At 66.9% G+C, this 24,853-nt stretch carries 22 protein-coding genes; 13 read left to right on the top strand and 9 right to left on the bottom strand.

Translation table 11 applies throughout. From position 1 onward, the window contains the following. The 6 genes from ACO07J_RS13130 (at position 1) to rpmG (ending at position 7,665) form a co-directional block, all read left to right on the top strand. Complete coding sequence (locus ACO07J_RS13130; RefSeq protein ID WP_422029559.1) at positions 1–525, top strand: DUF6446 family protein; 525 nt, start codon at positions 1–3, stop codon at positions 523–525. 56 nt (positions 526–581) lie between these two features. Further along, positions 582–1,424 carry a DUF1206 domain-containing protein gene (locus ACO07J_RS13125; RefSeq protein ID WP_422029557.1) on the top strand — a complete coding sequence of 281 codons (843 nt, stop codon included), beginning with the start codon at positions 582–584 and terminating at the stop codon, positions 1,422–1,424. A gap of 91 nt (positions 1,425–1,515) precedes the next feature. Further along, positions 1,516–3,786, top strand: a complete 2,271-nt coding sequence (gene glyS, locus ACO07J_RS13120) for a glycine--tRNA ligase subunit beta (RefSeq protein WP_422029555.1) — start codon at positions 1,516–1,518, stop codon at positions 3,784–3,786. A gap of 273 nt (positions 3,787–4,059) precedes the next feature. After that, a complete protein-coding gene (locus ACO07J_RS13115) occupies positions 4,060–6,600 on the top strand; it encodes a putative PEP-binding protein (RefSeq protein ID WP_422029553.1) in 2,541 nt (846 codons plus the stop codon). 169 nt (positions 6,601–6,769) lie between these two features. Next, positions 6,770–7,378: a cell wall hydrolase gene (locus tag ACO07J_RS13110; RefSeq protein ID WP_422029551.1), complete on the top strand. Its 609-nt coding sequence runs from the start codon at positions 6,770–6,772 to the stop codon at positions 7,376–7,378. A 119-nt stretch (positions 7,379–7,497) separates the two neighbouring features. Next, positions 7,498–7,665 (top strand): 50S ribosomal protein L33, encoded by a 168-nt coding sequence (gene rpmG / locus ACO07J_RS13105; protein WP_057816833.1) that lies wholly within the window; start codon positions 7,498–7,500, stop codon positions 7,663–7,665. Positions 7,666–8,147: 482 nt separating this feature from the next. On the opposite strand, the gene ACO07J_RS13100 is transcribed toward rpmG, so the two are convergent. Continuing rightward, positions 8,148–8,870 carry a Bax inhibitor-1/YccA family protein gene (locus tag ACO07J_RS13100; RefSeq protein WP_422029548.1) on the bottom strand — a complete coding sequence of 241 codons (723 nt, stop codon included), beginning with the start codon at positions 8,868–8,870 and terminating at the stop codon, positions 8,148–8,150. Positions 8,871–8,983: 113 nt separating this feature from the next. Continuing rightward, positions 8,984–9,193: a DUF1127 domain-containing protein gene (locus ACO07J_RS13095; RefSeq protein ID WP_422029546.1), complete on the bottom strand. Its 210-nt coding sequence runs from the start codon at positions 9,191–9,193 to the stop codon at positions 8,984–8,986. 125 nt (positions 9,194–9,318) lie between these two features. Here ACO07J_RS13095 and ACO07J_RS13090 point away from each other — a divergent pair, with 125 nt between their 5' ends. After that, positions 9,319–10,203 (top strand): LysR family transcriptional regulator, encoded by an 885-nt coding sequence (locus ACO07J_RS13090; RefSeq protein WP_422029544.1) that lies wholly within the window; start codon positions 9,319–9,321, stop codon positions 10,201–10,203. Here the strand turns inward: ACO07J_RS13090 and ACO07J_RS13085 are convergent. Continuing rightward, positions 10,193–11,152: an NADPH:quinone oxidoreductase family protein gene (locus ACO07J_RS13085; RefSeq protein ID WP_422029542.1), complete on the bottom strand. Its 960-nt coding sequence runs from the start codon at positions 11,150–11,152 to the stop codon at positions 10,193–10,195. The genes ACO07J_RS13090 and ACO07J_RS13085 overlap by 11 nt on opposite strands. 305 nt (positions 11,153–11,457) lie before the next feature. Here ACO07J_RS13085 and ACO07J_RS13080 point away from each other — a divergent pair, with 305 nt between their 5' ends. The 3 genes from ACO07J_RS13080 to ACO07J_RS13070 all read left to right on the top strand — a co-directional run bounded on the left by ACO07J_RS13080 (position 11,458) and on the right by ACO07J_RS13070 (position 14,223). Further along, entirely contained in the window at positions 11,458–11,832 is a 375-nt protein-coding gene (locus ACO07J_RS13080) for a helix-turn-helix domain-containing protein (protein WP_422029540.1), read from the top strand. Positions 11,833–11,891: 59 nt separating this feature from the next. After that, positions 11,892–12,683: a histidinol-phosphatase gene (gene hisN, locus ACO07J_RS13075; protein ID WP_422029538.1), complete on the top strand. Its 792-nt coding sequence runs from the start codon at positions 11,892–11,894 to the stop codon at positions 12,681–12,683. A 205-nt stretch (positions 12,684–12,888) separates the two neighbouring features. Then, positions 12,889–14,223 (top strand): 8-oxoguanine deaminase, encoded by a 1,335-nt coding sequence (locus ACO07J_RS13070; RefSeq protein ID WP_422029536.1) that lies wholly within the window; start codon positions 12,889–12,891, stop codon positions 14,221–14,223. 343 nt (positions 14,224–14,566) lie between these two features. On the opposite strand, the gene guaD is transcribed toward ACO07J_RS13070, so the two are convergent. Further along, the gene (guaD, locus tag ACO07J_RS13065) at positions 14,567–15,856 is read right to left on the bottom strand and encodes a guanine deaminase (protein ID WP_422029534.1); all 1,290 of its coding nucleotides are present in this window, start codon (positions 15,854–15,856) and stop codon (positions 14,567–14,569) included. A gap of 230 nt (positions 15,857–16,086) precedes the next feature. On the opposite strand from guaD, the gene mgtE reads away from it, so the two are divergent. Beyond that, positions 16,087–17,478 (top strand): magnesium transporter, encoded by a 1,392-nt coding sequence (gene mgtE / locus ACO07J_RS13060; protein WP_422029532.1) that lies wholly within the window; start codon positions 16,087–16,089, stop codon positions 17,476–17,478. After that, positions 17,475–18,032: a 5-formyltetrahydrofolate cyclo-ligase gene (locus tag ACO07J_RS13055; RefSeq protein ID WP_422029530.1), complete on the top strand. Its 558-nt coding sequence runs from the start codon at positions 17,475–17,477 to the stop codon at positions 18,030–18,032. Before mgtE ends, ACO07J_RS13055 begins: the two co-directional genes overlap by 4 nt. Here ACO07J_RS13055 and ACO07J_RS13050 read toward each other — a convergent pair whose 3' ends face one another. Beyond that, on the bottom strand, positions 18,033–18,650 hold the full coding sequence (locus ACO07J_RS13050; RefSeq protein ID WP_422029528.1) for a GntR family transcriptional regulator: 618 nt from the start codon (positions 18,648–18,650) through the stop codon (positions 18,033–18,035). 70 nt (positions 18,651–18,720) lie between these two features. On the opposite strand from ACO07J_RS13050, the gene ACO07J_RS13045 reads away from it, so the two are divergent. Next, positions 18,721–19,188 carry an OsmC family protein gene (locus tag ACO07J_RS13045; RefSeq protein WP_422029526.1) on the top strand — a complete coding sequence of 156 codons (468 nt, stop codon included), beginning with the start codon at positions 18,721–18,723 and terminating at the stop codon, positions 19,186–19,188. Between the two features lies 1 nt (position 19,189). Here the strand turns inward: ACO07J_RS13045 and ACO07J_RS13040 are convergent, their stop codons facing one another. The 4 genes from ACO07J_RS13040 to ACO07J_RS13025 all read right to left on the bottom strand — a co-directional run bounded on the left by ACO07J_RS13040 (position 19,190) and on the right by ACO07J_RS13025 (position 24,777). Further along, positions 19,190–20,965, bottom strand: coding sequence for an SLC13 family permease (locus ACO07J_RS13040; protein WP_422029524.1), 1,776 nt, complete (start codon positions 20,963–20,965; stop codon positions 19,190–19,192). A 91-nt stretch (positions 20,966–21,056) separates the two neighbouring features. Then, a complete protein-coding gene (locus tag ACO07J_RS13035) occupies positions 21,057–22,001 on the bottom strand; it encodes a DMT family transporter (protein ID WP_422029522.1) in 945 nt (314 codons plus the stop codon). After that, positions 21,998–22,810 (bottom strand): TIGR00282 family metallophosphoesterase, encoded by an 813-nt coding sequence (locus ACO07J_RS13030; protein ID WP_422029520.1) that lies wholly within the window; start codon positions 22,808–22,810, stop codon positions 21,998–22,000. The genes ACO07J_RS13035 and ACO07J_RS13030 overlap by 4 nt, the downstream gene beginning before the upstream one ends. A 194-nt stretch (positions 22,811–23,004) precedes the next feature. Beyond that, positions 23,005–24,777, bottom strand: coding sequence for an SLC13 family permease (locus ACO07J_RS13025; RefSeq protein WP_422029518.1), 1,773 nt, complete (start codon positions 24,775–24,777; stop codon positions 23,005–23,007). Positions 24,778–24,853 lie beyond the last annotated feature (76 nt).

Here is a 24,853-nt window from a genome sequence, read left to right as displayed (position 1 = left end):
GTGACCGGAAAAATCCTGAGCCTGATGATCGTGGTCTGTGCGGCCGTGGCGGGCGGGGCGCTCTATTACCTGCAGGTCTATGCCTATTACGAGGAGGTGGAGGCCACGGGCGAGGATGTGCGGATGACGGCCGAAGGCTCGGGGGAGCCGGAGGTGATTGCTTATGACGGGTTCGATGGGATCGACGCGGACAGCTCGCCCATCCGGTACCGGGCGTGTTTCACGACCCCGACGCCGCTGGCGGAGTTGAGCGAGGCCTATCAGCCCTACGAGGGCGCCGTGCCGCTGGAGGCGCCGGGCTGGTTCGAGTGTTTCGATGCCGGGGCGCTGGGGGCGAAGCTGGAAAACGGCTCGGCCCTGGCCTTCATGGGCGAGGAGAATATCCAGTACGGGATCGACCGGATCGTCGCCGTGGCCGAGGACGGGCAGGGCTGGGTCTGGCACCAGATCAACCATTGCGGCGAGGTGGTGTTCGACGGGCAGCCCGCGCCGGAGGACTGTCCGGAGCCGCCCGACAGATATTGATCGGAACCTGACCGGCCGTTCGGCGCTTGTCTTCCCAGCAAAGGGAGAACAGCGCCATGGCCGAGACAGCCCCCTATTGGGTCGTGCCCGTCATGCGAACCGGGTACGGGGCGCGCGGGGCGGTTTACCTTGTCGTGGGCGGCCTGGCCCTGATGGCGGCCATCGTCGGCGGCGAGGCGGAGGGCACGACGGGCGCTCTGGAACTGCTCAAGTCGCAGGCCTGGGGGGTGATTGCCCTGTGGGGGATCGGCCTGGGGCTTTTGTGTTTCATGGTCTGGCGGGTGATCGATGCGAAAATGGATTTGGAGACCTATGGCACCGGGCTGAAGGGCGTGGTGGCCAGGACCGGGCAGGCGGTGACCGGGGTGATCCACGGCGCGCTGGGCCTTTGGGCGATTGCCGCGGCGCTGGGGATCGGCACGGGCGGCGGCGGATCGAAGAGCTGGACCGCGAAGCTTTTGGGAATGCAATACGGTCAGTGGATCGTGGGGCTGGCGGGCGCGGTCGTGGTGGGCGCCGGGATCTATTATTTCTACAAGGCGTATTCCGAGAAGTACAAATCGCACCTCCGGCGGACGGCGGTGATGGAGCGGCTGGACCCGGTGGCGAAGGCGGGGCTGGTGGCGCATGGCGTGGCCGTGGCGCTGATCGGGGGGTTCCTGATCTATGCCGCCATGACGGCCTCGCCCGAGCAGGCCGGGGGGTTGGGCAAGGCGTTCGACACGATAAGGGGGATGGCGTTCGGGCGGATCTTGCTGATCCTGCTGACCGCCGGGCTGATCGCCTTTGCCCTCTTCTGTTTCATCGAGGCGGTGTACCGGATCGTGCCGGCGCGGGCCGGGCCGGACGTGAAGACGCTGGCGAAGCGGGCCGAGCGGAAGGCCGATCCGCGGGTCTGAACCGGTCGCTTGTGCGGAAATCCGGCTGGACGTTGTGGCGAGGCGCCGTTATCCAACCCGAAACTTCCACCAAGCCCCGGGTTGAGACCACATGCCTGATCTTCTGATCGAACTGTTTTCCGAGGAAATCCCGGCGCGGATGCAGCGCCGCGCGGCCGACGACCTGAAGGCGCGGATGACCGATGGCCTGGTCGAGGCGGGGCTGACCTATGGCGGGGCGGCGGCGTTCTCGACGCCGCGGCGGCTGACGCTGGCGCTGGAGGGCTTGCCGGCGGAGAGCCCGACGGTGGTGGAAGAGCGGAAAGGGCCGCGCGTCGATGCGCCGGAGAAGGCGCTGGAAGGGTTTTTGCGCGGGGCGGGCGTGTCGAAGGACGAGCTGGAAATCCGCGACGAGAAGAAGGGGCAGGTTTACTTTGCCAAGATCACCAAGCCGGGCCGTCCGGCGGAGGCGATCGTGGCGGAGGTGCTGGAAGGTGTGATCCGGAATTTCCCCTGGCCCAAGTCGATGCGCTGGGGCGCGGGGAGCCTGCGCTGGGTGCGGCCGCTGCATTCGATCCTGTGCGTGCTGACGGATGATGCGGGGGAGGCCAGCGTTGTCGAGCTGGAGATCGACGGGATCAAGGCCGGGAATACCACGCAAGGTCACCGGTTCATGGGGCAGGGCCGGTTCGCGGTCACGGGGTTCGAGGATTACGCCGCGAAGCTCAAGCGGGACAAGGTGGTGCTGAACCCCGAGGAACGTGAGGCACATATCTGGCAGGAGGCGGAGAATTTGGCCTTTGCCGGGGGCTTCGAGGTGGTCGAGGACAAGGGGCTGCTGGCCGAGGTGGCGGGGCTGGTGGAATGGCCCGTGCCGCTGATGGGGGAGATCGGGGAGGAGTTCCTCGGGCTGCCGCCGGAGGTGTTGCAGACCTCGATGAAGGAGCATCAGAAGTTTTTCTCGGTCCGGAACCCGAAGACGGGGCGGATCGAGCGGTTCATCACGGTCGCGAATGTCGAGACGGAGGATCATGGCGCGACGATCCTGGCGGGGAACCAGAAGGTTCTGGCGGCACGGCTGTCGGATGCGAAGTTCTTCTGGGAGAATGATTTGCGGGTGGCGCGTGACGAGAAGATGCAGCCTTGGGTGGAGAGCCTCGAGCAGGTGACCTTCCACAGCAAGCTGGGCAGCCAGGCGGAGCGGATCGAGCGGATCGCGGCCTTGGCGCGGGAGCTGGCGCCGGTGGTGGGCGCGGATGCGGACCTGGCGGAGCAGGCGGCGCGGGTGGCGAAGGCGGACCTGTCGTCGGAGATGGTCTACGAGTTTCCCGAGCTGCAGGGGCTGATGGGGCGGTATTATGCGGAGGCGGCCGGGCTGCCGGAGGATGTGGCGGCGGCGTGCCAGGAGCATTACTCGCCGCTCGGCCCGTCGGATGACGTGCCGACGCGGCTTGTGTCGGTGACGGTGGCGCTGGCGGACAAGCTGGACATGCTGACGGGGTTCTGGGCGATCGACGAGAAGCCGACGGGGTCGAAGGATCCGTTCGCGTTGCGGCGGGCGGCGCTGGGGGTTATTCGGCTGGTTTTGGAGAATGGGTTGAGTTTGAATTTGCTCAGCGTTCTGGAAGGCGAGGTTTACGATCACGCTTCCGCGCTTTTCTTTGCAAATGAAGTCTTGCCACGCCTTCTGGCGGAAGATGCAGCTGCAAAGGAATTCGGAGCGCAAACCGCCGAATTCCTCGCGTTGCGACAAGTTTGGCAAGGGAAAAAGAAACCCGAAGAGCTAAACACCGGTAGTTCGGTTTTTGATCTTTCGAACCTGCCCGAAATGGAAAAGAACGGAACGACTGAGAAGGCCACCGACCTCCTCGCCTTCTTCCATGACCGGCTCAAGGTCTACCTGCGCGACCAGGGCATCCGGCATGACGTGATTGATGCCTGTATCGCGATGGAGGGGAATGACGACCTTGCGTTGCTGGTCAAGCGGGCGCGGGCGTTGCAGGAGGTGCTGGCGACCGAGGAGGGCGAGAACCTCGTGCAGGGGTTCAAGCGGGCGAACAACATTCTCAGGCAGGCCGAGGAGAAGGACGGGGTCGAGTATTCCTTTGGCGCGGATGTGAAATTCGCCGAAGGGCCGGAGGAGAAGGCGCTGTTTGCGGCGCTGGACCGGGCGGAGCGGGCGATTGCGGCGGCCAGCGCTCAGGAGGATTTTGCCGGGGCGATGGCGGCGATGGCGGGGCTTCGCGCGCCGATCGATGCGTTTTTCGAGGCGGTGCAGATCAATACCGACAACGAGATCCTGCGGCGCAACCGGCTGAACCTGTTGAACCGGATCCGGGTGATCTGTCTGCAGGCGGCGGATTTGACTCGGATCGAGGGGTAGATTTTCCCGCCGGGCGGGCGGCCGACCGCGGGCGGGCGCTGCTACGGGTGTGATGGTTGATTTATGGTGCCATGCCATCTGACGATTTTGTATAGGCTGACGCTGCAGAAGCGCCCGCCCTCGGGGGCGGTCGGGCGCTCGCCCGGCGCCGCGCCAAGGCGCGGCTTTGTTCCGGGCAGTGTGGCTCTCTGACCGTCTGCCTCTTATTCCACCTTGTCGCCCAATTGTTACACGGCACTTGCTTTTGAGCGCGTGAAGCGCAATGGTGCCGCAGTGCAGCAAAACGATGAGCATATCACCCTTATCACGCCGGATGCGCCGGTGAAAACCGACACCCACGGGGGCCGGGCGAAATGCCTGCAGCGCCTTGTCAGGCTGGAGCTTCCGGTGCCCTGCACGCTGGCCCTGTCGTTCCAGACGGTGCGCCGGATCGCCCAGGGCGAGACACCACCGGCCGAGGCGCTGCTGGCGCCGTTTGCCCGCAATGCCATCCTCTGCGTGCGCCCATCGTCGGAAGACCCCGATTGGGGCGGGCCGGGGGCGGTGCTGAATATCGGGATGAACGATGCCTGCTATGCCGAGATGTCCGAAACCATCGGGCAGGAGGCGGCGGCGCGGCTGTACCTGCGGTTCGTGCAGAGCTTTGCCATCCACGTGGCCCGGCTGGACCCCGAGGCGTTCGAGGACGTGGCCGACGAGCCGATGGCCGGGCTGAAACAGGCGCTGGCGGCCTACGAGGACGAGACCGAAGAGGCGTTCCCGCAGGATCGCGGCGTTCAGCTTGGCGAGGTGCTGCGCTCGATGGCGCGGGCGTGGGAGGGCACGAGTGCAAGGCTGCTGCGGCAGGCCAAGGGCGCGCCGGCGGATGCCGGGCTGGGCCTCGTGGTGCAGGAGATGGCGCTGGGGCTGGGCGAGGGCGAATGCGGCTCGGGGGTGATGCAGCTGGTCAACAGCCAGACCGGCGCGCGGCAGATCACCGGGCGCTACCTGAGCCAGAGCCAGGGCCGCGAGGCGCTGCGGGGCGGGGCGGATGCGCTGTTCCTGGAGCGCGACCCGCGCGGCCCGTCGCTGGAGGAGCTGGCGCCGGAGGCCTTTGCCCAGCTCAAGGCACAGACCGCGCTGATGCGCGAGAAGCTGCGCGAGGAGATGCAGGCCGAGTTCACCATCGAGAACGGGCGGCTGTTCCTGCTGGACGGGGTGCGCATGGCGCGGAACGCCCGGGCCGCCGTGGCGATTGCCGTGGCGCTGGCCGAGGACGGGATCATCGCCCGCGAGGAGGCGCTGATGCGGATCGAGCCGCGGGCGCTGAACGAGCTGCTGCACCGGCAGGTCGACCCGGAAGCGCCGCGCGACGTGCTGGCCAGCGGCATCGCCGCGAGCCCCGGTGCGGCCAGCGGGCGGATCGTGTTCACCGCCACCGAGGCGCAGGCTTGCGAGTCGCGCGGGGAGCCGTGCATCCTTGTCCGGCGCGAGACCAGTTCCGAGGATATCCGCGGCATGAACGCCGCCGTGGGCGTGCTGACCGAGCGGGGCGGGATGACCAGCCACGCCGCCGTGATCGGGCGGGGGATGGGGAAACCCTGCGTGGTCGGCGCCTCGTCGATCGAGTTTCACATGCGGCGCAAGTTCCTTGTCTTCCCCGACGGGCGGCGGCTGAATGCCGGGGACATGATGACGCTGGACGGCACCAGCGGCGATATCCTTGCGGGCGACACGCCGCTGCTGGAGCCGGCGCGCGACGAGTCGCTGGCGACGCTGATGGAATGGGCGGACGCCGCGCGCGACATCGCCGTGCGGGCCAATGCCGACACGCCCGCCGATGCCGAGGTCGCCCGCACGTTCAAGGCGCAGGGGATCGGCCTGTGCCGGACCGAGCACATGTTCTTCGAGGCCGACCGGCTGACGGTGATGCGCGAGATGATCTTTGCCGATGCCGGCAAGGACCGGGCCGCCGCGCTGGAGCTTCTGCTGCCGATGCAGCGGGCGGATTTCATCGACCTGTTCCGGATCATGCAGGGCCAGCCGGTGTGCATCCGGCTGTTCGACCCGCCGCTGCACGAGTTCCTGCCGACCGACCGTTCGGGGATGCTGGAGCTGGCCGAGGCGCTGGACCTGCCGCTGTCGGACGTGACGCGGCGGGTGGAGGCGCTGGGCGAGTACAACCCGATGCTGGGCATGCGGGGTGTGCGGCTGGGGATCACGGTGCCGGAGATCTACGAGATGCAGGCGCGGGCGATCTTCGAGGCGACGGTGGCCGCCAGCCACGAGGGCAAGCCGGTGGTGCCCGAGATCATGATCCCGCTGGTCAGCGCCCGGCGCGAGGTGGAGCTGGTGAAGGCGCGGGTCGACGCGGTGGCGACGGCCGTGCGCAACGAGACCGGCAAGGACTTCACCTATCGCCTCGGCGTGATGGTCGAGACGCCGCGCGCCGCGCTGCGGGCGGGGGAAATCGCGCCACTGGTGTCGTTCCTGAGCTTCGGGACGAACGACCTGACGCAAATGACATACGGGCTCAGCCGCGACGATGCCGGACGGTTCATGTCGAAATATGTCCAGCAGGGGGTCTATGCCGAAGACCCGTTCCATACGCTCGATGCCGACGGCGTGGGCGAATTGCTGGAAATCGGCGCGGAAAGAGGCAGGAAGGCAAAATCCGACCTTGTCCTGTCGATTTGTGGAGAGCACGGGGGCAACCCCGAATCAATCGCCTTCTGCCGGGCGGCGGGGTTTGATTACGTCTCCTGCTCGCCGTTCCGGGTGCCGGTTGCGCGACTTGCTGCCGCACAGTTGGCGGTAAAAGACAGAATCGGTTAAGTCACTGCGGGTGCTTGGTAATTTTTGGCAAGCCCCCGGGGCTACTTTTTTTCAATTGTTGTATGTTAGACTTTCCCGGCGTCCCGGGGGGTAGACGCTGGGTGCCATCTCGCATATCGGGCCCGGATGCCCGGGTTTTCAGGACCCATTTTGGGAAGGGAAATTAGATATGTTCCGCATTATTGTTGCATTGCTGCTGGCGACGACGGGTGCCGCGCCAGCCCAGACACCTTTGACCAAACTGCTGGAGACCGAGCGCCGCGCGATCAACGCGCTGCCCGATGCGCGGCTGGCGAGCTTTCTCTCGCGGCCGGAGCTGCAGGTCGAGTATTCTGCGAAATGGCTGGCCGGCCAGGCGCCGCGCAAGGGGGACGCCGAGTGGCGCTGCCTGGCCGAAGCGCTGTATTTCGAGGCGCGCGGGGAAAGCGTGAAGGGCCAGTTCGCCGTGGCCGAGGTGATCCTCAACCGCGTCGACAGTGCCGATTTTCCCGACGAGGTCTGTGCCGTGGTGCACCAGGGGACGGGGCGCAAGTACCAGTGCCAGTTCACCTATACCTGCGATGGCTACAAGGACGTGATCCGCGAGAAGCGGGCGTTTGAAAATGTCGGCAAGGTCGCCTACCTGATGGTGCAGGGCGCGCCGCGGGCGCTGACCCAGGGGGCGACGCATTACCACACGCGCGCCGTCAATCCACGCTGGGCGCACCGGTTTCCGCGCACCGCCACGATCGGGGTGCACCATTTCTACCGGATGCCGACGCGCCTGACGTCGAACTGAGCGCCGCCACGCCGGGCCGCGCGCCAAAAACTGGTTGACTCGGACGCGCGGGCCTATAAAAGGCGGGCTTCACGGGATTTTCACGGACGGGCTGCCCGTCCTGTGCAGGAGCGAGACAAATGGCAAAGCCGACCACTATCAAGATCCGCCTGAACTCGACCGCGGGCACCGGCCATTTCTATGTGACCAAGAAGAACGCACGGACGATGACCGAGAAGATGTCGATCCGGAAGTACGACCCGGTCGCGCGGAAGCATGTCGAGTACAAGGAAGGCAAGATCAAGTAAGGTCTTGCCCTTTGACGGTATGACGAAAGCCGCGCCCCCGGGCGCGGTTTTTTTGTTGGTTGGGGGTGGTGGGTTGGCACCCACCCTACGGCGGGCACACGCCCGGAACAGAGCCGCGCCTTGCGCGGCGCCGGGCTATCGGCGATTGCATGCAATCGCCTGCCGCAAGTGAATTGCAAGGCAATTCACGATAAGCGAGCGCCGGCCCGTCCCGGCGGGCAGGCGCTTTGGCGGGGTTGCGGAAGGTTTCAGAGGCAGGATGTGTTCGGCGCCATAAAGTGCGGGCCGGTACCGTTGCAGCGCCTCCCCACGGGCCGGCGCTCGCCCGGTGGGACTAACCGATACCGTGCATGCGTGATCCCTCCGCCCCGGGTTTGACCCGGGGCCTCTGCCGCTGCAGGTGGTGGGTTGGCACCCACCCTACAAAAGAAAAGGGCCGGTCCATGGACCGGCCCCGCTCTGTGCGATCCTGGAGGGATCGGTTATTCGCGATTTCCGAGCAGGCTCAGCAGCATGATGAACATGTTGATGAAGTCCAGGTACAGCCGCAGCGCGCCCATGATGGCCGACTTGCCGAGCCACTCGCTGTCGCCGTGATGGGCGTGGGCGAGATACTCGTTCTTGATGTCCTGCGTGTCATAGGCGGTGAGCCCTGCAAAGATCAGCACGCCGATGATCGAGATGGCGAACATGATCGCCGGCGAGCCGAGGAAAATGTTCACGATCGACGCCACGATCAGGCCGATCAGGCCCATGATCAGGAAGCTGCCCCAGCCGGAGATGTCCTTCTTGGTGGTGTAGCCCCAGAGCGAGAGCCCGGCGAAGGCGATCGAGGTGATCAGGAAGACCTGGGCGATCGAGAAGGCCGTGTAGACCACGAAGATATAGGCGATCGAGACGCCCATCACCGCCGAGAAGGCGTAGAAGAAGAGCTGTGCGGCAGCGGCCGACAGACGGTTGATCACCGCGCTGAAGGCGAAAACCATGATCAGCGGGGCGAACATCACGATGTAGCGGGTGAACCCGGTGAAGAGCGTCTCCATCATCGCGGCGTTGGTGCCGACGGCCCAAGCGGCGAGGAAGGTGATCAGCATGCCTACGGACATGGTCCCGTAGACCTTGTTCATATGGGCGCGCAGGCCCTGGTCAACCTGGCCGGCAGTGCGTGCGCCAGATGCCGTCCGGATTGTGTCAAACTCAGCCATTCAAGCCTCCGATATGTGTCAAGACCAGTCCCGTCCACGGACTTTGGACTAATATCGGATGAGAGCCCGTGCTTTTCAAGTATTTCCGGGCCGTTACAGCCCGGAAAACGCAGTTATCTGATCCAGTGGTGGGGGACGTCCCAGGCCGGGCGCCGGGCCTCGTCGAGCGCCTGGCGACGCGTGAGGCCCATGTCGCGCAGCGCTGCTTCGTCGAGGCGGGCGAGCTTGCGGCGCTGGCGGGAGAGGCCGAGCAGGTCGAGCAGCGACGCGCGGCGGCGGATTTGCGGGCAAGCGCGGGAGCGGGAGACGGAGAGGAAAGCCATGGTGAACTCCTTTAGGTTTTGTGATGCTTGACAGCATTTCCATCGTTGATGTTGATGAAGATGGCCGATAGAGTATCATTTGTGAAACGAATGTTTGTGACCTTCAGCATCAAGGAGCGTGATGGATGAGGAACCTGGACCTGACGACGCTGCGCTCGTTCGTGGCGGTGGCCGAGCAGGGCGGCGTGACGCGCGCCGCCGCGGCGCTGAACCTGACGCAATCGGCGGTGTCCATGCAGCTCAAGCGGCTGGAAGAGCTGCTGGGCCAGGACCTGCTGGACCGGAGCAACCGGCGGATCGCGCTGACCAATTCGGGCGAACTGCTGCTGACCTATGCGCGCCGGCTGGTGGAGTTGAACGACGAGGCGGTCGGGCGGCTGACCGACGACGTGTATGAAGGCGAGCTGATCCTCGGGGCGCCCTACGACGTGATCTATCCGGTGGTGCCGCAAGTGCTGAAGCGGTTCAACGCGCTCTGCCCGCGGGTTAAGGTGCAGCTGCGGTCATCGACCTCGCTGAAGCTGCTGGAATCGCTGAGGCGCGGCGAGGTCGACCTGATCCTGACGACCGAGGAGGCGCCGGGGCAGGGCGGCGAGACGCTGACCGAGATGCCGCTGCGCTGGGTCGGGGCGCAGGGCGGGCTGTCGTGGAAGCGCAAGCCACTGAAATTGGCCTTCTGCAATGTCTGCATTTTCCGTGCGGGCGTGCTGCGCAAGCTGGACGATGCGGGGATCGAATGGGAGATGGCGGTGGATTCCGACGACGACCGGTCGGTCGAGGCGCTGATCAGCGCCGACCTGGCGGTGGGGGCGTTGCTGGAGGACAGCGTGCCGCCGCAGCTTGAGGCGATCCAATCCTGCGGGGCGCTGCCCGACCTGGGCATCCAGAAGATCAACATGTACGGCGCCGACAGCCGCAAGGAAGTGCTGGGCGAGCTGGCGGACATGCTGCGGCAGGGGTTCGCCGCCAGCCGGGGCCCGGTTGCCGTGCCGAAGGCGCTTACGGCGTGATCACCACCTTGCCGGTGGATTTGCGGGTGCGCAGGAGGTCGAGCCCCTCTTCCGCCCGGTCGAGCGGCAGGGTGTGGCTGACATGGGGTTTCAGCTTTCCCTCGGCATACCAGCCGAAGAGGGTGGCGAGGCTGTCGCTGATCACCTGCGGCCGGAATTTCAGGTAGCCGCCCCAGTAGAGGCCGAGGACGGAGATGTTCTTGACCAGCAGGTGATTGGCCGGGATCTGGGGCACGTCTCCGCTGGCGAAGCCGATGGCGAGGATGCGGGCCTCGGGGTTGCAGGCGCGGAAGGCCGCCTTGAACTGGTCGCCGCCGACGGGGTCGTAGACCACGTCGAGCCCGCCGAGCGCCTTACAGCGCTCACGGATATCCTCCGATTGCGCGTCGATCAGGTGATCTGCGCCGGCCTGTTCGGCCACCGCCAGCTTGTCGGCGCCGCGGGCGCAGGCGATCACGGTGGCGCCCATCTGCTTGCCGATCTCGACCGCCGTCAGGCCGACGCCGCCGGCCGCGCCCAGCACCAGGAGGGTTTCGCCCGGCTGCAGCCGCGCCTTGTGGTCGAGTGCCACGTGGCTGGTGCCATAGGCGACCTGGAAGGCGGCGGCATCGGTGAAGGTCATGGCATCGGGCAGCGGCACGCAGCGCTCGGCCGGGAAGCAGCCGTATTCCGCCAGCCCGCCCTGGCCGCCGAACACGGCGACGCGCTGGCCGATCATCGCCTCGTCGACGCCCGCGCCGCAGGCATCGACCGTGCCGGCCACTTCCATGCCGAGGGTGAAGGGCGGCTCCGGCGTGTCCTGGTACTCGCCCCTGATCATCAGCGTGTCGGCGAAGTTCAGCCCGCAGGCGCCGATTCTCAGGCGGACCTCGCCCTCTGCCGGGGCGGGGATGTCGATGGTGCGAAGGGCGGGGGGCTGATCGTCGGGCAGGACCTGAAAGGCGCGCAAGGCTCTCTCCGTGGTTAGGAACGGGCGATAAGGGCTTGGCCCGGCTTGGCGAATCCGGGCGCCGGTGTCAATCGCCGCGGCCCGGTGGCCGGGAAGGATCGGCGGGTGGACGCGCTACGATTGTGTTGGATTTTAACCAATCACGTATTTAGGTAGCGGTTGTGCTTGTAAATTCCTATACACGCGATACCATATATTGGCCCTGCAGGGATGCGCAGCGGCTGAAGATTGTACCCATTTCCTTTGGGTCTGCCCTTCGGGGCGGGATCGAAGGTTTTGTGAGCATTGTCAGGAGAGGATAAAACATGCCGCACCCCGTTGATGTACATGTCGGAAAGCGTATCCGGCACCGCCGCTGGCTTGTGGGGATGACCCAACAGCAGCTGGCGCAAAGCGTGGGGATCAAGTTCCAGCAGATCCAGAAATACGAGACCGGCGCCAACCGCGTCAGCGCCTCGAGGCTCTGGGACATCGCCGAGTCGCTCGACGTGGATGTCAGCTTTTTCTTCGAGGGTTTGACCTCCGAGGAAGAGGCGCAGCAGGAGAATGCAAGCTCGGTTCCCGCCGACATCCTGGGCGACAAGGAAGCCCTGGAACTGGTCCGGTCGTACTATGCGATCCCGGAAAACCAGCGCCGCCGCCTGTTCGACCTGGCCCGGGTTCTGAGCGACGTCGCTTGAACGTGACTGCCCGGCCGGGCTAAGCAGGCCGCGAACGCGGCAGAAGGACCGGCTGGCAGATGACTTCAGACATTATCGTGCAAACGGCACACGCGCTGGCAGATGCGGCGCGTGAGGCCATTTTGCCGTTTTTCCGGTCGGAGGGGATGCTGGCCGACAACAAGGCCGGCACCGGCTTCGACCCGGTGACGGAGGCCGACCGCGCCGCCGAACGGGCGATGCGCGAGATCCTGGCAGAGCGGCGGCCGCAGGACGGCATTCTCGGAGAGGAATACGGAGAGACGCGGGGCGAGAGCGGCCTGACCTGGGTGCTCGACCCGATCGACGGGACGCGCGGGTTCCTGTCGGGCACGCCCACATGGGGCGTGCTGATCGCGGTGTCGGACGAGACCGGGCCGGTCTATGGCCTGATCGACCAGCCCTATACGGGCGAGCGGTTCGAGGGCGGGTTCGGCCGGGCCGAGATGCAGGGGCCGCAGGGCCGGCGGGCGCTTGCGACGCTGGGCGCGCGGCCCTTGTCGGAGGCCATCCTGTTCACCACTTTCCCGGAGCTTGGCAGCGAGGCGGAGCGTGACGGCTTCGCGGCAGTGGCGCGCGAGGTGAGGCTGACGCGCTACGGGATGGATTGCTATGCCTATGCGCTGGTGGCCGCGGGGCAGATCGACCTGGTGATCGAGGCGGGGCTGCAGGCTTACGACATCCAGGCGCCGATCGCCGTGATCGAGGCGGCGGGCGGGATCGTGACCGACTGGCAGGGGCGGCCCGCGCACCAGGGCGGCCGCGCGGTGGCCGCGGCGGGGCCGGAGCAGCACGCGGCGGCGCTGGAGATATTGTCGAAGGTCGCGGGGTAGGGGCGTTTTCCGTGCGGAAAACGGGATAGAGAATGCGCATTCTCTATCCCGGAATTTGCGTAAATTCCGGGTGCCTGCCGTGATGGAGGTTCATTTCCGGGGCCGTTTGCGATAGGCTGTCCCCGACCACGGGTCTTCACCCCTTTCCCCCGTGGCCCGGTTTCATGCGATCTGAGGGGGTCGGATGCGATGAAGGGGGCTTTCCATGGCTGAAATCCTGATCCGTGGTGCGGACCACGTGCTGACGATGAACGACGCGCGCGAGGAATTGCGCGGGGCCGATATCCTGTTGCGGGACGGTGTGATTGCCGCGATCGGCGAGGGGCTGGAGACGCGTGGCGAGGTGGTGGAGGCGCGCGGCTGTGTCGTCACGCCGGGCCTCGTGAACACGCATCATCATCTCTACCAGACGCTGACCCGCGCCGTGCCGGGCGGGCAGGATGCGCTGCTGTTCGGGTGGCTGAAGACGCTCTACCCGATCTGGGCGCGGTTCGGGCCGGAGGAGATGTTCGTGTCGGCGCAGGTGGGGCTGGCCGAGCTGGCGCTGTCGGGGTGTTCGCTGAGTTCGGATCACCTGTACCTCTATCCCAACGGCGCGCGGCTGGAGGATACCATTCATGCCGCCGCCGAGGTGGGGCTGCGCTTTCATCCGACGCGCGGGGCGATGAGCATCGGCGAGAGTGATGGCGGGCTGCCGCCGGATGCGCTGGTGGAGGCGGAGGCGGCGATCCTCGATGATTGCATCCGGGTGATCGACGGGTTCCACGATGCGTCCGAAGGGGCGATGTGTCGGGTGGGCGTTGCGCCCTGTTCGCCGTTCTCGGTGAGCCGCGACCTGATGCGGGAGGCGGCCCTGCTGGCGCGGGACAAGGGGGTGATGTTGCACACCCACCTGGCCGAGAATGACGAGGATATCGCCTATTCCGAGGCGCAGTTCGGGTGCCGGCCGGGGCAGTATGCCGAGGAGCTGGGCTGGACCGGCGAGGATGTGTGGCACGCGCATTGCGTGAAGCTCGATGGGGCCGAGATCGACCTGTTTGCCCGGTCGAGGACAGGGGTGGCGCATTGCCCCTGTTCGAATTGCCGGCTGGGCTCGGGGATCGCGCCGGTCCGGGCGATGCGGGATGCGGGGGTGCCGGTTGGGCTGGGCGTGGATGGCTCGGCCAGCAACGATGCTGGCAATCTGGTGCTGGAGGCGCGGCAGGCGATGCTGTTGCAGCGGGTGGCGAGAGGGGCCGATGCGATGAGCGCGCGGGAGGCGCTGGAGATTGCCACGCGGGGCGGGGCGGATGTGCTGGGCCGGCCGGATTGCGGGCGGATCACCGTGGGCGAGCGGGCGGATATTGCCGTCTGGGACGTGTCGGGCGTTGAGAGCGCGGGGAGCTGGGACCCGGCGGCGTTGCTCTTGGCGGGGCCGGTGAAGGTGCGGGATCTGTTCGTGGAGGGGCGGGCTGTGGTGCGCGAGGGGCAGGTGGTGACGGTGGATCTGCCGAAGGTGGTTGAAAGGCAGAATGCGTTGGCGACGAGGTTGATGGGGTAGGGGCGCCCGGTGCAAAGGCCGAAGGCCGCCGGGCGAGCGCCGGCCCGTCCCGGCGGGCAGGCGCTTTGGCGGGTGTTGCATGACGTCTGCAACGACGATGTGGGCGGCACCAAAAACTGACAGCTACATCCGTTGCAGCGCCTCCCCACGGGCCGGCGCTCTCCCGGCGGGTCAAGCGGTGGTGGCCGGGCGTGGGGGCACCTTCCTTCCCTGACAGTCTCTTTTTCAGCCTCAGGATGGTTTCGCTGAAGTCGCGGCTGACGGGGCGCGGTCCCGGCTCGCGGGCCGGGACGGGGGAGGTTTTTAAGGCCGGGCGATGGTGAGTGCGCACCCACCCTACGGGTCAGCCGAGCGCGCGCCGGCCTTCCACCCAGACCGCTTTCACCGCCCGGTCGTCGCCCATCATGATGGTGGGGAAGAGCGCCTCCCATATGTCGTCGGCCGACGCGGAGCGCTGGGCGATGGCCGGGGTCGAGGCGAGGTCGAGGGCGATCAGGTCGGCCTCCATCCCCGGGGCGATGTTGCCGATCCGGTCGCCCATGTGCATCGCGTCGGCAGAGCCGGCGGTGGCGAGCCAGTAGAGCTGGGCCGGGTGCAGGGCGGTGCCCGAAAGCTGGCCGATCTCGTAGGCCGCCGCCATGGTGCGCAGCATCGAGAAGGACGACCCGCCGCCGGTGTCGGTGGCGAGCCCCACGCGGAACCCTTCGGCCTTGGCGAGCGCCATGTTGAAGAGGCCCGAGCCGATGAAGGTGTTGGAGGTGGGGCAGTGGATGAGCGCCGCGCCCACCTCGCGCAGGCGGTCGCGTTCGCGGGGTTCGAGGTAGATGGCGTGGCCGTAGAGGCCGCGTTCGCCGAGAAGCCCGTGCGCCTCGTAGGTGTCGAGATAGTCGCGCGCCTCGGGGAAGAGGGATTTGACCCAGTCGACCTCGTCGGGCTGTTCGCTGAGATGGGTCTGCATGAGGCAGTCGGGGTGCTCGGACCATAGCGCGCCCAGGGCGGAAAGCTGATCCGGGGTCGAGGTGGGCGAGAAGCGTGGCGTGACGATATAGGAGAGGCGACCCGTCCCGTGCCAGCGCTCCAGCAGTGCCTTGCTGTCGTCATAGGCCGATTGCGCGGTATCGCAGAGCCCGTCGGGCGCGTTGCGGTTCATGCAGGTCTTGCCTGCCGCCGCCCGCAGGCCGCGGGATTGTGCCGCGGTGAAGAAGGCCTCGACGCTTTCGGGGTGGATGGTGCAGTAGCTGGCTACCGTGGTGGTGCCGTTCGACAGCGTCAGGTCGAGATAGCGGCCGGCGATCTCGGCGGCGTAGGCGGGATCGGCAAAGCGCATCTCCTCGGGGAAGGTGTAGGTGTTGAGCCAGTCGATCAGCCGCTTGCCCCAGCTGGCGATCATCGCGGTCTGGGGATAGTGGACGTGGGCATCGACGAAGCCGGCGGTGATGAGCGCGTCGCCCATGTCCTCGCGCTGCGCCTGCGGCGCGGCCTCGAGCAGCGCCTCGGTCGCGCCGGTCTGCACGATCCGGCCGTCGCGGATCAGCACCGCCTCGTCGAGCCGTGCCGACTTGGCCGGGTCGCCGTCGAACGGCGAGCCTGTGTAGACAAGCACGCGGCCCGTCAGGAGAGTTTCGCTGGTCATCTGCCCATATCTGTCTGTTCGCGTATCGGTTGCACCATAGCAGCGCGAAGGGGCGGGTAAATGCGGCTATTGTCATTGTTTTCCGGAAGGTGCTTCTTTAAGGCGGAGCGAAAGACGCGGCCTGCGTTTTTTCGCGCAAGCCGGTGCAACCGGCAGACCGCGGGCGCGTTTCAGGGTAGGCTGGCCCCAGAGGGCCGGCCGGGCAGGTTCGGTGCGGAAAGGGGTGACGCATGGCTGAAGACGACGCTGTGGCGGAGACCGAAACCGACCGCGAGGACGATGCCTACGTGCTCGACGACCGCGCGGTGGCGCGGATCATGTATGCGGTCGACACCGAGGACCGCACCCGGCTTCTGGAAGAGCTGGAGCCGCTGCACGCGGCCGACATCGCCGACCTTCTGGAACAGATCAACGCTTTCGACCGGCGCCGGCTGATCGAGCTGTACGGGCGGGATTTCGACGGCGACATCCTGTCGGAGCTGGACGAGTCGATCCGGGAGGAGGTGCTGTACACGCTGCACCCCGAGGTGCTGGCTGAGGCGGTGCGCGACCTCGATTCGGACGACGTGGTCGACCTTGTCGAGGACCTGGAAGAAGACCAGCAGACCGCCATCCTCGACGTGCTGGAAGACAGCGACCGGGTGGCGGTGCAGCATTCGCTGACCTACCCGGAGTATTCCGCCGGCCGCCTGATGCAGCGCGAAGTGGTGATGGCGCCCGAGCACTGGAACGTGGGCGAGGCCATCGATTTCCTGCGCAACCAGGACGACCTGCCGGACCAGTTCTATCACATCATCCTGGTCGACCCGCGGCTGAAGCCGGTGGGCAACGTGACGCTGGGCAAGCTGATGGCGTCGCGGCGTGAGGTGCTGCTGTCGTCGCTGGTCGAGGAGACGTTCCATGTCATCCCCGTCACCCAGGACGAGGAGGACGTGGCCTATGCGTTCAACCAGTATCACCTGATTTCCGCGCCGGTGGTGGACGAGAACGAGCGGCTGGTGGGGGTGATCACCATCGACGACGCGATGATCGTGCTGGACGAGGAGCACGAGGAAGACATCATGCGCCTCGCCGGTGTGGGCGAGGGCAGCATTGCCGACCGGGTGATCGACACGACCAAGCAGCGGTTTCCGTGGCTGGCGGTGAACCTTGTCACGGCCATCCTCGCCTCGCTGGTGATCGCCCAGTTCGAGGAAGCCATCGCAACGGTGGTGGCGCTGGCGGTGCTGATGCCGATCGTGGCGTCGATGGGGGGCAACGCGGGGACGCAGAGCCTGACCGTGGCGGTGCGGGCGATTGCCACGAAAGACCTTACCGGCCGCAACGTCTGGCGGGTGATCCGGCGCGAGGTGCTGGTGGGGCTGATCAACGGGCTGATCTTTGCCGTGGTAATGGGCGTGATCGGGGTGGCGTGGTTCGGCGGGCCGGAGCTTGGCTACGTGATCGCTGCCGCAATGGTGATCAATCTTGTCGTGGCCGGGCTTGCCGGCACGGTGATCCCCGTGATCCTTGACCGTATCGGCGTCGACCCGGCGCTGGCCTCCGGTGCCTTCGTGACGACGGTGACGGATGTGGTCGGGTTCTTCGCCTTCCTCGGACTGGCGGTGGTGGTACTGTTATGATCGATCTGACGGCGGTGAAGGCGGAGGCGCGCAAGGCTGCGTTCGCCCGGCGCAAGGTGGCACACGAGGCGGCACCTCCGGGAGAGGCGGGGCATCTGGCGGAAGTGCTGGCGGGCTATCGTGGCGTGTCGCTGTCGGGCTACATGGCGATCCGGACCGAGATCGACCCGCTGCCGGTGATGGCCGAGGCGGCGGCGCGCGGCCCGGTGGGCGTGCCGGTGATCCAAGGCGCGGGCCTGCCGCTGAAATTCTCCCGGTGGGAGCCGGGCTGCGCGCTGAAGGAAGGGCCGTTCGGGGCGATGATCCCGGAGGTGGACGATTTCCTCGAGCCGGAGATCCTGATCGTGCCGCTGGTGGCGTTCGACCGGCAGGGCGGGCGGCTGGGCTATGGCGGCGGGTTCTATGACCGGACGCTGGAGATGTTGCGCGGCAAGCGCGCGACGCTGGCGATCGGTTTTGCCTACGCCGCGCAGGAGGCCGAGGGCTTGCCGCTCGAGCCCACCGACCAGCCACTCGACATGGTGGTGACGGAGCGCGAAGTCATCAGCTTCTGATCACGCGAGATGCGACAGAAGCGTGTCGCGCGCGTTGGTGAGGTGCGTGCGCAGGCGTTCTGTCGCCGCCGCCTTCTCGCCCGCACGGCACAGGTCGCGCAGGGCGGCGTGATCGGCGAGCCAGCGGTCGGTGTCTTCGGGCAGGCTTTCGTAAGACGCGATTTGCACGCGGCAGGCCCGGCGCAGCCCGTCGATCATGGTCTGTTGCCTTGGGCGTTGCGCGGGGGCGTAGAGCGCTGCGTGAAACAGGGCGTCACCTTCGGCCCAGTTGGCATTGCGGGCCTCGAGATCCGAGCGGGCGAGGGCATAGTCGATCCGGTCGAGATCCTGTGGCGTCATGCGCTCCAGCGCTCGGGCGAAGAGGTCGGTTTCCAGCATCAGGCGCAGGTCAAAGGCCTCGATCACCTCTTCAAGGGTCATCTCGACAACCCGGGCGCGGCGGTTCGGCGTGAGCTCGACCAACCCGGCAAGGGCCAGCCGTGCCAGCGCATCGCGCACGGGAATCCGGCTGACCCCGAACCGCGCGGCCAGCGCCCCCTGCGGCAGCACGCTGCCGGGAGCGAGCACACCGCCGAGGATGTCCCTTTCAAGGGCGTCGGATATGGCGTCGGGGGTCATTTTCGGGCTGGTCTCCGGTTTTCGTAAAAGTGTATACATTTATACAGAATCAAACTCAATGGAGCAATGAATGGCACAGCACGATTACACCGCCCGGGTGGTCTGGACCGGCAACCGGGGCGAAGGGACGGCCAGCTATCGCGGCTATGACCGGACATGGAATGTCGAGACGCCGGGCAAGCCGGTGATCCATTGCTCGAACGACCCGCTGCTGGGGGGCGACCCGACGCTGCATAACCCCGAGGATATGCTGATCGCGGCGCTCTCGGCCTGTCACATGCTGTGGTACCTGCACCTGGCCTCGGATGCGGGGATCGCGGTGCAGGGGTATTCCGACGATCCGCTGGCCGTGGGCGAGACAGAGAAATCGGGGGCGAGCCGGTTCCTGCGGGCGGTGCTACGGCCCGAGATCGTGGTGCCGGCGGGCACCGACCTCGACAAGGCCGATGCCGTACACCACGAAATCGGCAAGGTGTGTTTCATCGCGCGGTCGGTGAACTTCCCTGTCAGCTACGAGGCGCGATACGTGACGGCATGACTCAGAGCGGCCAGAAGAACGGGATCAGCGCCGAGGCCAGCAGCCCGATCGACAGGTTGAGCGGGATGCCCACCTTGATGAAGTCGGTGAACTTGTAGCCGCCCGGCCCGTAGACCATCATGTGCGTCTGGTAGCTGATCGGGGTGGCGAAGGTGGCCGAGGCCGCGATCATCACCGCCACGACCAGCGGCCGCGGATCGACACCGAGCGACAGCGCCAGCCCGATCGCCACCGGCGTCAGCACCACGGCGACCGCGTGGTTGATCAGTTCGGCCAGGAACGAGGTCAGCAGGTAGACCGACCAGACGATGAAGAAGGGCGGCAGCCCGGCGATGAAAGGCGCGAAATTCTCGACGATGAGGTCGATGGCGCCGGAGGTTTCCAGCGCCGTGGCGACGGCCAGCATGGCGAAGATCAGCGCCAGGAGCCGCCCGTCGACGAAGGAGAACGCCTCGTCAGCGTCGATGCAGCGGGTCAGGAACACCACCGCCATGGCAAGCACCGCCAGCAGCAGGATCGGCGCCACGCCGAGCGCCGCCAGCACCACGATGCCGGCAAGTGCGCCGATGGCGATGGGGGCGTGGCTGCGGCGATAGGCGCGTTCGGTGGGTTTCGAGACGTCGACCAGGTTCATCTCGGTGGCGAGGCGATTGATGTCCTCGGGCGCGCCCTCGAGCAGCAGGGTGTCGCCCACCTGCACGACGATATCGTCGAGCTGGCGGCCGATATTCTTGTCCTTGCGGTGCACCGCCAGCGGGTAGACCCCGAAACGCCGCCGCAGGCGCAGTGCCCCCAGCCGCCGGCCGACCATCTTGCAGTCGGGGGTGATCAGCGCCTCGACCGTGGTGGTCTCCACCGCCGAAACTTGGTCGACGCGCTTGAGGCTCTTGTTGCGCTGGAGGCTCAGGAGCTCGGTCACCTGGGTGCGCAGGACGACGCGGTCGCCCACCTCGAGCATCACCCCCTCGAGGTTGCGGCGCAGCGACTGGTCGCCGCGGATCACGTCGACGAGGCGCACGCCTTCGCGCCGGAACAGCTGCACGCCGTTCACTTCGCGCCCGATGAGGTTCGATTCCGGCGGGATCACCGCCTCGGTGAAGAACTTGCGGGCCTTTCGGTCGCTCAGCAGGGTTGACATGTTGGCCCGGTCGGGCAGCAGGCGGGGCGCGACGAACCGCAGGTAGAGCGCGCCCCAGACGGCAAGGATTGCGGCCAGCGGGGTGACCTCGAAGATGGTGAATGCCTCGAGGCCGCCGGCACGGGCGACGCCGTCGACCAGCAGGTTGGTCGAGGTGCCGATCAGCGTCAGGCAGCCGCCGAGGATGGCGGCATAGCTGAGCGGGATCAGGAACTTGCTGGCCGAGACGTCGAGCTTGCGCGCCAGCTGCACGAAGACCGGGATCATCACCACCACGACGGGCGTGTTGTTGACGAAGGCCGACGCGGCCATGACGAAGGCCATCAGCGCGCCGATGGCCAGCGCCGGCCGGGCATCGGCCTGGGCCTCGGCCAGTTGCGTGAACCAGTCGAGCGCGCCGGTGCGCACCAGCGCCCCCATGACGATGAACATGGCCACGATCGTCCACGGCGCGGGGTTCGACAGGACATGCAGCGCCTCTTCGTAAGGCAGCAGCCCCAGCGCCAGCAGCACGGCGGCGCCGGATATGGCGACCACCTCGGTCGGATAGACCTCGCGGATGAACAGCGCGAACATGACGGCGACCACGCCAAGGGTGACCAGGGCCTGCCCGGTCTGCGAAAATTCCAGTATCTGCATCAGGTCTGACTGTCCCGTTCCTGTTGGCTGCCATTTTTCCCGATGGGCGGCAGCGGGGCAAGTGCGATCCGGGGTCGCGGCGGATGGCCTGTCATGTGGGCCCGGCCTCGTCGCAGGCGTGCAGGCGCGCGGCCTCTTTCGGCACACCCAGTCGGAACGAGGGCCGGGGCCGGACGAGGAAGATGCCGCCCAGCATCAGCGCCAGCGCGACCCAGACGAAGACCGAGTAGCGCTCGCCCAGAAGCACCATCGACCAGACCACGCCGAAGGCAGTGACGATATAGGCCGATTGCGAGGTGAAGACCGAGCCCGCCCGCCCGACCAGCCAGACATAGGCCGCGTAGACCAGCCCGTGGGTGACGGCCCCCAGCGCCAGCGCCGCCTCTGGAATGCCGAAGCCGTGGAGCGGGTTGATCCACTGGCCCGACAGGAGGGCGATGGGCAGGGTGATGACCGCGCCCGCCGCCGAGGCGCCGACGATGGTGCGGAACGGGTCGAGCCCGTAGGTGCCCCAGCGGGCGACGATATTGCCCTCGGTGGCGTAGAGCAGCGGCGCGAGGAGCGCGAGGAAGACGAAGACGGTCATCCCCGGGTCGGGCAGGCTGGCCTTCGGGCCGATCATCACGATCACCCCCGCCATGCCGAAGAGCAGCCCGGTCAGGCGCACCCAGGAGAACCGGTCATTGCCCATGGCGAGCGCGATGGGCAGGGAAAAGAGCGGCGCCGTCGACATCAGGATCGACAGGATCCCGGCGGGCAGTTTCGAGGCGGTGAGGTAGAAGAAAACGTCGGGCAGCACCGCGCCGGTCAGGGCCACGACGATGAACAGCCGGAGATGGTGGGGTTTGAGCGCCACGGGCTTTCCCGAGAGCCGCGCCATGGGCGCCAGCACCGCGACGACGATGACCAACTGCCAGAAGATCAGGCCATAGGGCTGGTGGCCCGTGCTTGTGGCGACCTTGGCCAGCGGCACGGTCAGGCCCCAGCCCGCCCCCATGAAGAACAGCACCAGCACATAGAGCGGGTTTCCCGTCACGGGGCGGCCTGCTGCAGCCGCCCGCCGTCGCGGATCATGGTCACGTTGACCGCCTTGCCGGTCCGGTCGTCGGTCTCGATGAACAGCCCGCAGAGCGTGGCCTCGCCCATGGCGGGGGTGAAGCGGCCTTTTCCCATGCCGGTGATGAAGCGGCGCATCGGCTCGGCCTTGTCCATGCCGATGATGCTGAGGTAATCGCCGCACATGCCGGCGTCGGACTGGAACGCCGTGCCGCCGGGCAGGATCTGGGCATCGGCCGTGGGCACGTGGGTGTGGCTGCCGACGACGACGCTGGCGCGCCCGTCGCAGAAATGTCCCATGGCCATCTTCTCCGACGTCGCCTCGCAATGCATGTCGACCAGCGTGGCCTGCACGCCGCCACCCGGCACATGCGCCTTCAGCACCGGCTCGATGGCGCTGAACGGGTCGTCGAAGGCGCGTTTCATGAAGACCTGGCCCAGCACCTGCGCCACCAGCACCTTGCGCCCGCGCCCGTCGGTAAACACCCGGTGACCGCGGCCCGGTGCCTCCTTGGCGAAGTTGATGGGGCGAACGATGCGCGGCTCGGACTCGATGAATTGCAGCATGTCCTTCTGGTCGAAGGCGTGGTCGCCCAGCGTGACGCAATCGGCCCCGGCCTCGAGCAGGAGCTTGGCATGCTCGCCCGAAAGCCCCATGCCGCCGGTGGCGTTCTCGCCGTTCACCACGGTGAAATCGACCCGCCACTCGGCCTTGAGGCGCGGCAGGTTCTCGGTCACGGCCCGCCGCCCGGCGCGGCCCATCACATCGCCCAGATACAGAAGTCTCATTATGCGGTGTTAGGGCGGCGGCGGGGCGAGGGCAAGGGGCGATGCTGTGCGCCCCTTCGCAGCAAGGAGGCGTGGCGCGGTTCGGACGCCTCCGGCGAAGCTGTTGAAACCGGGAAAATGGCGGCCCCCGTATTTCTTCTTGGCCAAAATATCCCGGGGGCGTGGGGGCTGGCCCCCACTTCGGCCGGTGCGGGTCAGAGCGGCCAGAAGAGGAGGATCGCCGGGATCGACACCGCCACGACGAGGATCTCCAGCGGCAGGCCCATGCGCCAGTAATCCGAGAACTTGTAGCCGCCGGGCCCGAGGATGAGCGTGTTGTTCTTGTGCCCGATGGGGGTGAGGAAGGCCGAGGAGGCGGCGACCGCCACCGCCATCAGGAACGGGTCGGGCGAGACGCCCAGGCCTTGCGCCATCTGGATGCCCACCGGCGCCGCGACGATGGTGGTGGCGGTGTTGTTGAGCACGTCCGACAGGCTCATGGTCACGATCATCAGCACGGTGAGGATGACCCAGGCGGGCATCCCCTCGGTCAATGCCACGAGGCTGCCGGCGATCAGTTCGGTGCCGCCCACGTCCTCGAGCGCGGCCCCCAGCGGAATCATCGAGCCCAGCAGCACCACCACGGGCCATTCGATATGGGTATAGAGCTCGTTCAGCGGCACGATGCGGGTCAGCACGTAGGCCATCACCACCAGCCCCAGCGCGATGGGCAGGTAGACGAGCCCCACCGAGGCCGCCGCCACCGCCGCGCCGAAGAGACCGATGGCGAGCCAGGTCTTGTTGTCCTGGGTCACTGCGAGGCCGCGGTCTGCCAGCGGCAGCGCGCCCAGCCAGTCGGTCACGTCGCGGCCGGTGGCCTTGGGCACCAGCAGCAGCAGGATGTCGCCCGCCCGGATGGTGGTGTTGCGCACCTGGCTGGTGATCTTGCGGCCTTGCCGGGAAATGCCCATCAGCACCGATTGCTGGCGCCAGTGCAGGCCCACGCTCTGGGCCGTACGTCCGACGAGGCGCGAGGTTTGCGGCACCACGACCTCGAGAATGTCGAGCCCGTCGCCCTCGGCCTGCAGGCGCTCCTCGCGCTGCTTGTCGGAGAAGGCGAGCGAAAGGGAGGAGCGGAATTCGTCGAGCGCGTCGGGCTTGGCCTCGATCACCAGCGCGTCGCCTTCCCGGAGGATGGTGTTGATCGCCGCGCCGTAGCGGCGGCGGCCGTCGCGGATGACGCCGATGAGCGCCACGTCGGTCTTGTTGGCGGTTTCCTCCAGCTCGATCAGGCGCTTGCCGATCAGGTCGGAGCCTTCGGGCACGGTGAGCTCGGCGATGTAGTCGGCGATCTCGGAGGCTTCGAGCACGGTATCCTCGCGCTGCGGGATGAGCCGCCAGCCGACGAGCGCCACGAAGAGGAGCCCCGCCACGGCGGTGACGGCGCCGACCGGGGCGAAATCGAACATGGCGAAGGGCGCGCCCAGGGCATCCTCGCGGATCGAGGCGATGATGATGTTGGGCGGCGTGCCGATCAGCGTGGCCATGCCACCGAGGATGGTGGCGAAGGACAGCGGCATCAGGCTGAGCCCCGCCGCGCGCTTGGCCTTGCGGGCGGTCTGGATGTCAACGGGCATCAGCAAGGCAAGGGCCGCGACGTTGTTCATGAAGGCCGAGAGCACGCCGCCGATGCCGCCCATCAGCGCGATGTGGGAGCCGAGGCTGCGGGAGCTGTCGACCATGGTGCGGGTGATGAGGTGGACCGCGCCCGAGCGGACGAGGCCGGCCGAGACGACGAGCACCAGCGCCACGATGATCGTGGCCGGGTGGCCGAAGCCCGAGAAGGCTTCCTCTGTCGGCACCACGCCCAGGAGCACGCCGATCAGCAGCGCTGAAAACGCCACGATATCATAGCGGTAGCGCCCCCAGAGCAGCAGGGCGAAGACCGCGCCGAAGAGCGAGAAAAGGATGATCTGGTCGGTTGTCACGGCGGCCCTCCGGGATTAGGTGCAGCCAAGCCTATTCGGGCCGGGAACGCAACCGGCTTGCGGGGCAGGCGGGGCG

The organism is Roseovarius sp. (genome assembly GCF_965228755.1).
In the GTDB taxonomy this organism is placed as follows: Bacteria; Pseudomonadota; Alphaproteobacteria; order Rhodobacterales; family Rhodobacteraceae; genus Roseovarius.
The sequence above is the reverse complement of the archived record's forward strand: the minus strand, read 5'-3'. Positions and strand labels throughout refer to the sequence as shown.

Coding starts and splice junctions, on each gene's coding strand:
- ACO07J_RS13125 (WP_422029557.1), top strand. CDS start 582: ATGGCCGAGACAGCCCCCTATTGGGTCGTGCCCGTCATGCGAACCGGG.
- glyS (WP_422029555.1), top strand. CDS start 1,516: ATGCCTGATCTTCTGATCGAACTGTTTTCCGAGGAAATCCCGGCGCGG.
- ACO07J_RS13110 (WP_422029551.1), top strand. CDS start 6,770: ATGTTCCGCATTATTGTTGCATTGCTGCTGGCGACGACGGGTGCCGCG.
- rpmG (WP_057816833.1), top strand. CDS start 7,498: ATGGCAAAGCCGACCACTATCAAGATCCGCCTGAACTCGACCGCGGGC.
- ACO07J_RS13100 (WP_422029548.1), bottom strand. CDS start 8,870: ATGGCTGAGTTTGACACAATCCGGACGGCATCTGGCGCACGCACTGCC.
- ACO07J_RS13095 (WP_422029546.1), bottom strand. CDS start 9,193: ATGGCTTTCCTCTCCGTCTCCCGCTCCCGCGCTTGCCCGCAAATCCGC.
- ACO07J_RS13090 (WP_422029544.1), top strand. CDS start 9,319: ATGAGGAACCTGGACCTGACGACGCTGCGCTCGTTCGTGGCGGTGGCC.
- ACO07J_RS13080 (WP_422029540.1), top strand. CDS start 11,458: ATGCCGCACCCCGTTGATGTACATGTCGGAAAGCGTATCCGGCACCGC.
- hisN (WP_422029538.1), top strand. CDS start 11,892: ATGACTTCAGACATTATCGTGCAAACGGCACACGCGCTGGCAGATGCG.
- ACO07J_RS13070 (WP_422029536.1), top strand. CDS start 12,889: ATGGCTGAAATCCTGATCCGTGGTGCGGACCACGTGCTGACGATGAAC.
- guaD (WP_422029534.1), bottom strand. CDS start 15,856: ATGACCAGCGAAACTCTCCTGACGGGCCGCGTGCTTGTCTACACAGGC.
- mgtE (WP_422029532.1), top strand. CDS start 16,087: ATGGCTGAAGACGACGCTGTGGCGGAGACCGAAACCGACCGCGAGGAC.
- ACO07J_RS13055 (WP_422029530.1), top strand. CDS start 17,475: ATGATCGATCTGACGGCGGTGAAGGCGGAGGCGCGCAAGGCTGCGTTC.
- ACO07J_RS13050 (WP_422029528.1), bottom strand. CDS start 18,650: ATGACCCCCGACGCCATATCCGACGCCCTTGAAAGGGACATCCTCGGC.
- ACO07J_RS13045 (WP_422029526.1), top strand. CDS start 18,721: ATGGCACAGCACGATTACACCGCCCGGGTGGTCTGGACCGGCAACCGG.
- ACO07J_RS13040 (WP_422029524.1), bottom strand. CDS start 20,965: ATGCAGATACTGGAATTTTCGCAGACCGGGCAGGCCCTGGTCACCCTT.
- ACO07J_RS13030 (WP_422029520.1), bottom strand. CDS start 22,810: ATGAGACTTCTGTATCTGGGCGATGTGATGGGCCGCGCCGGGCGGCGG.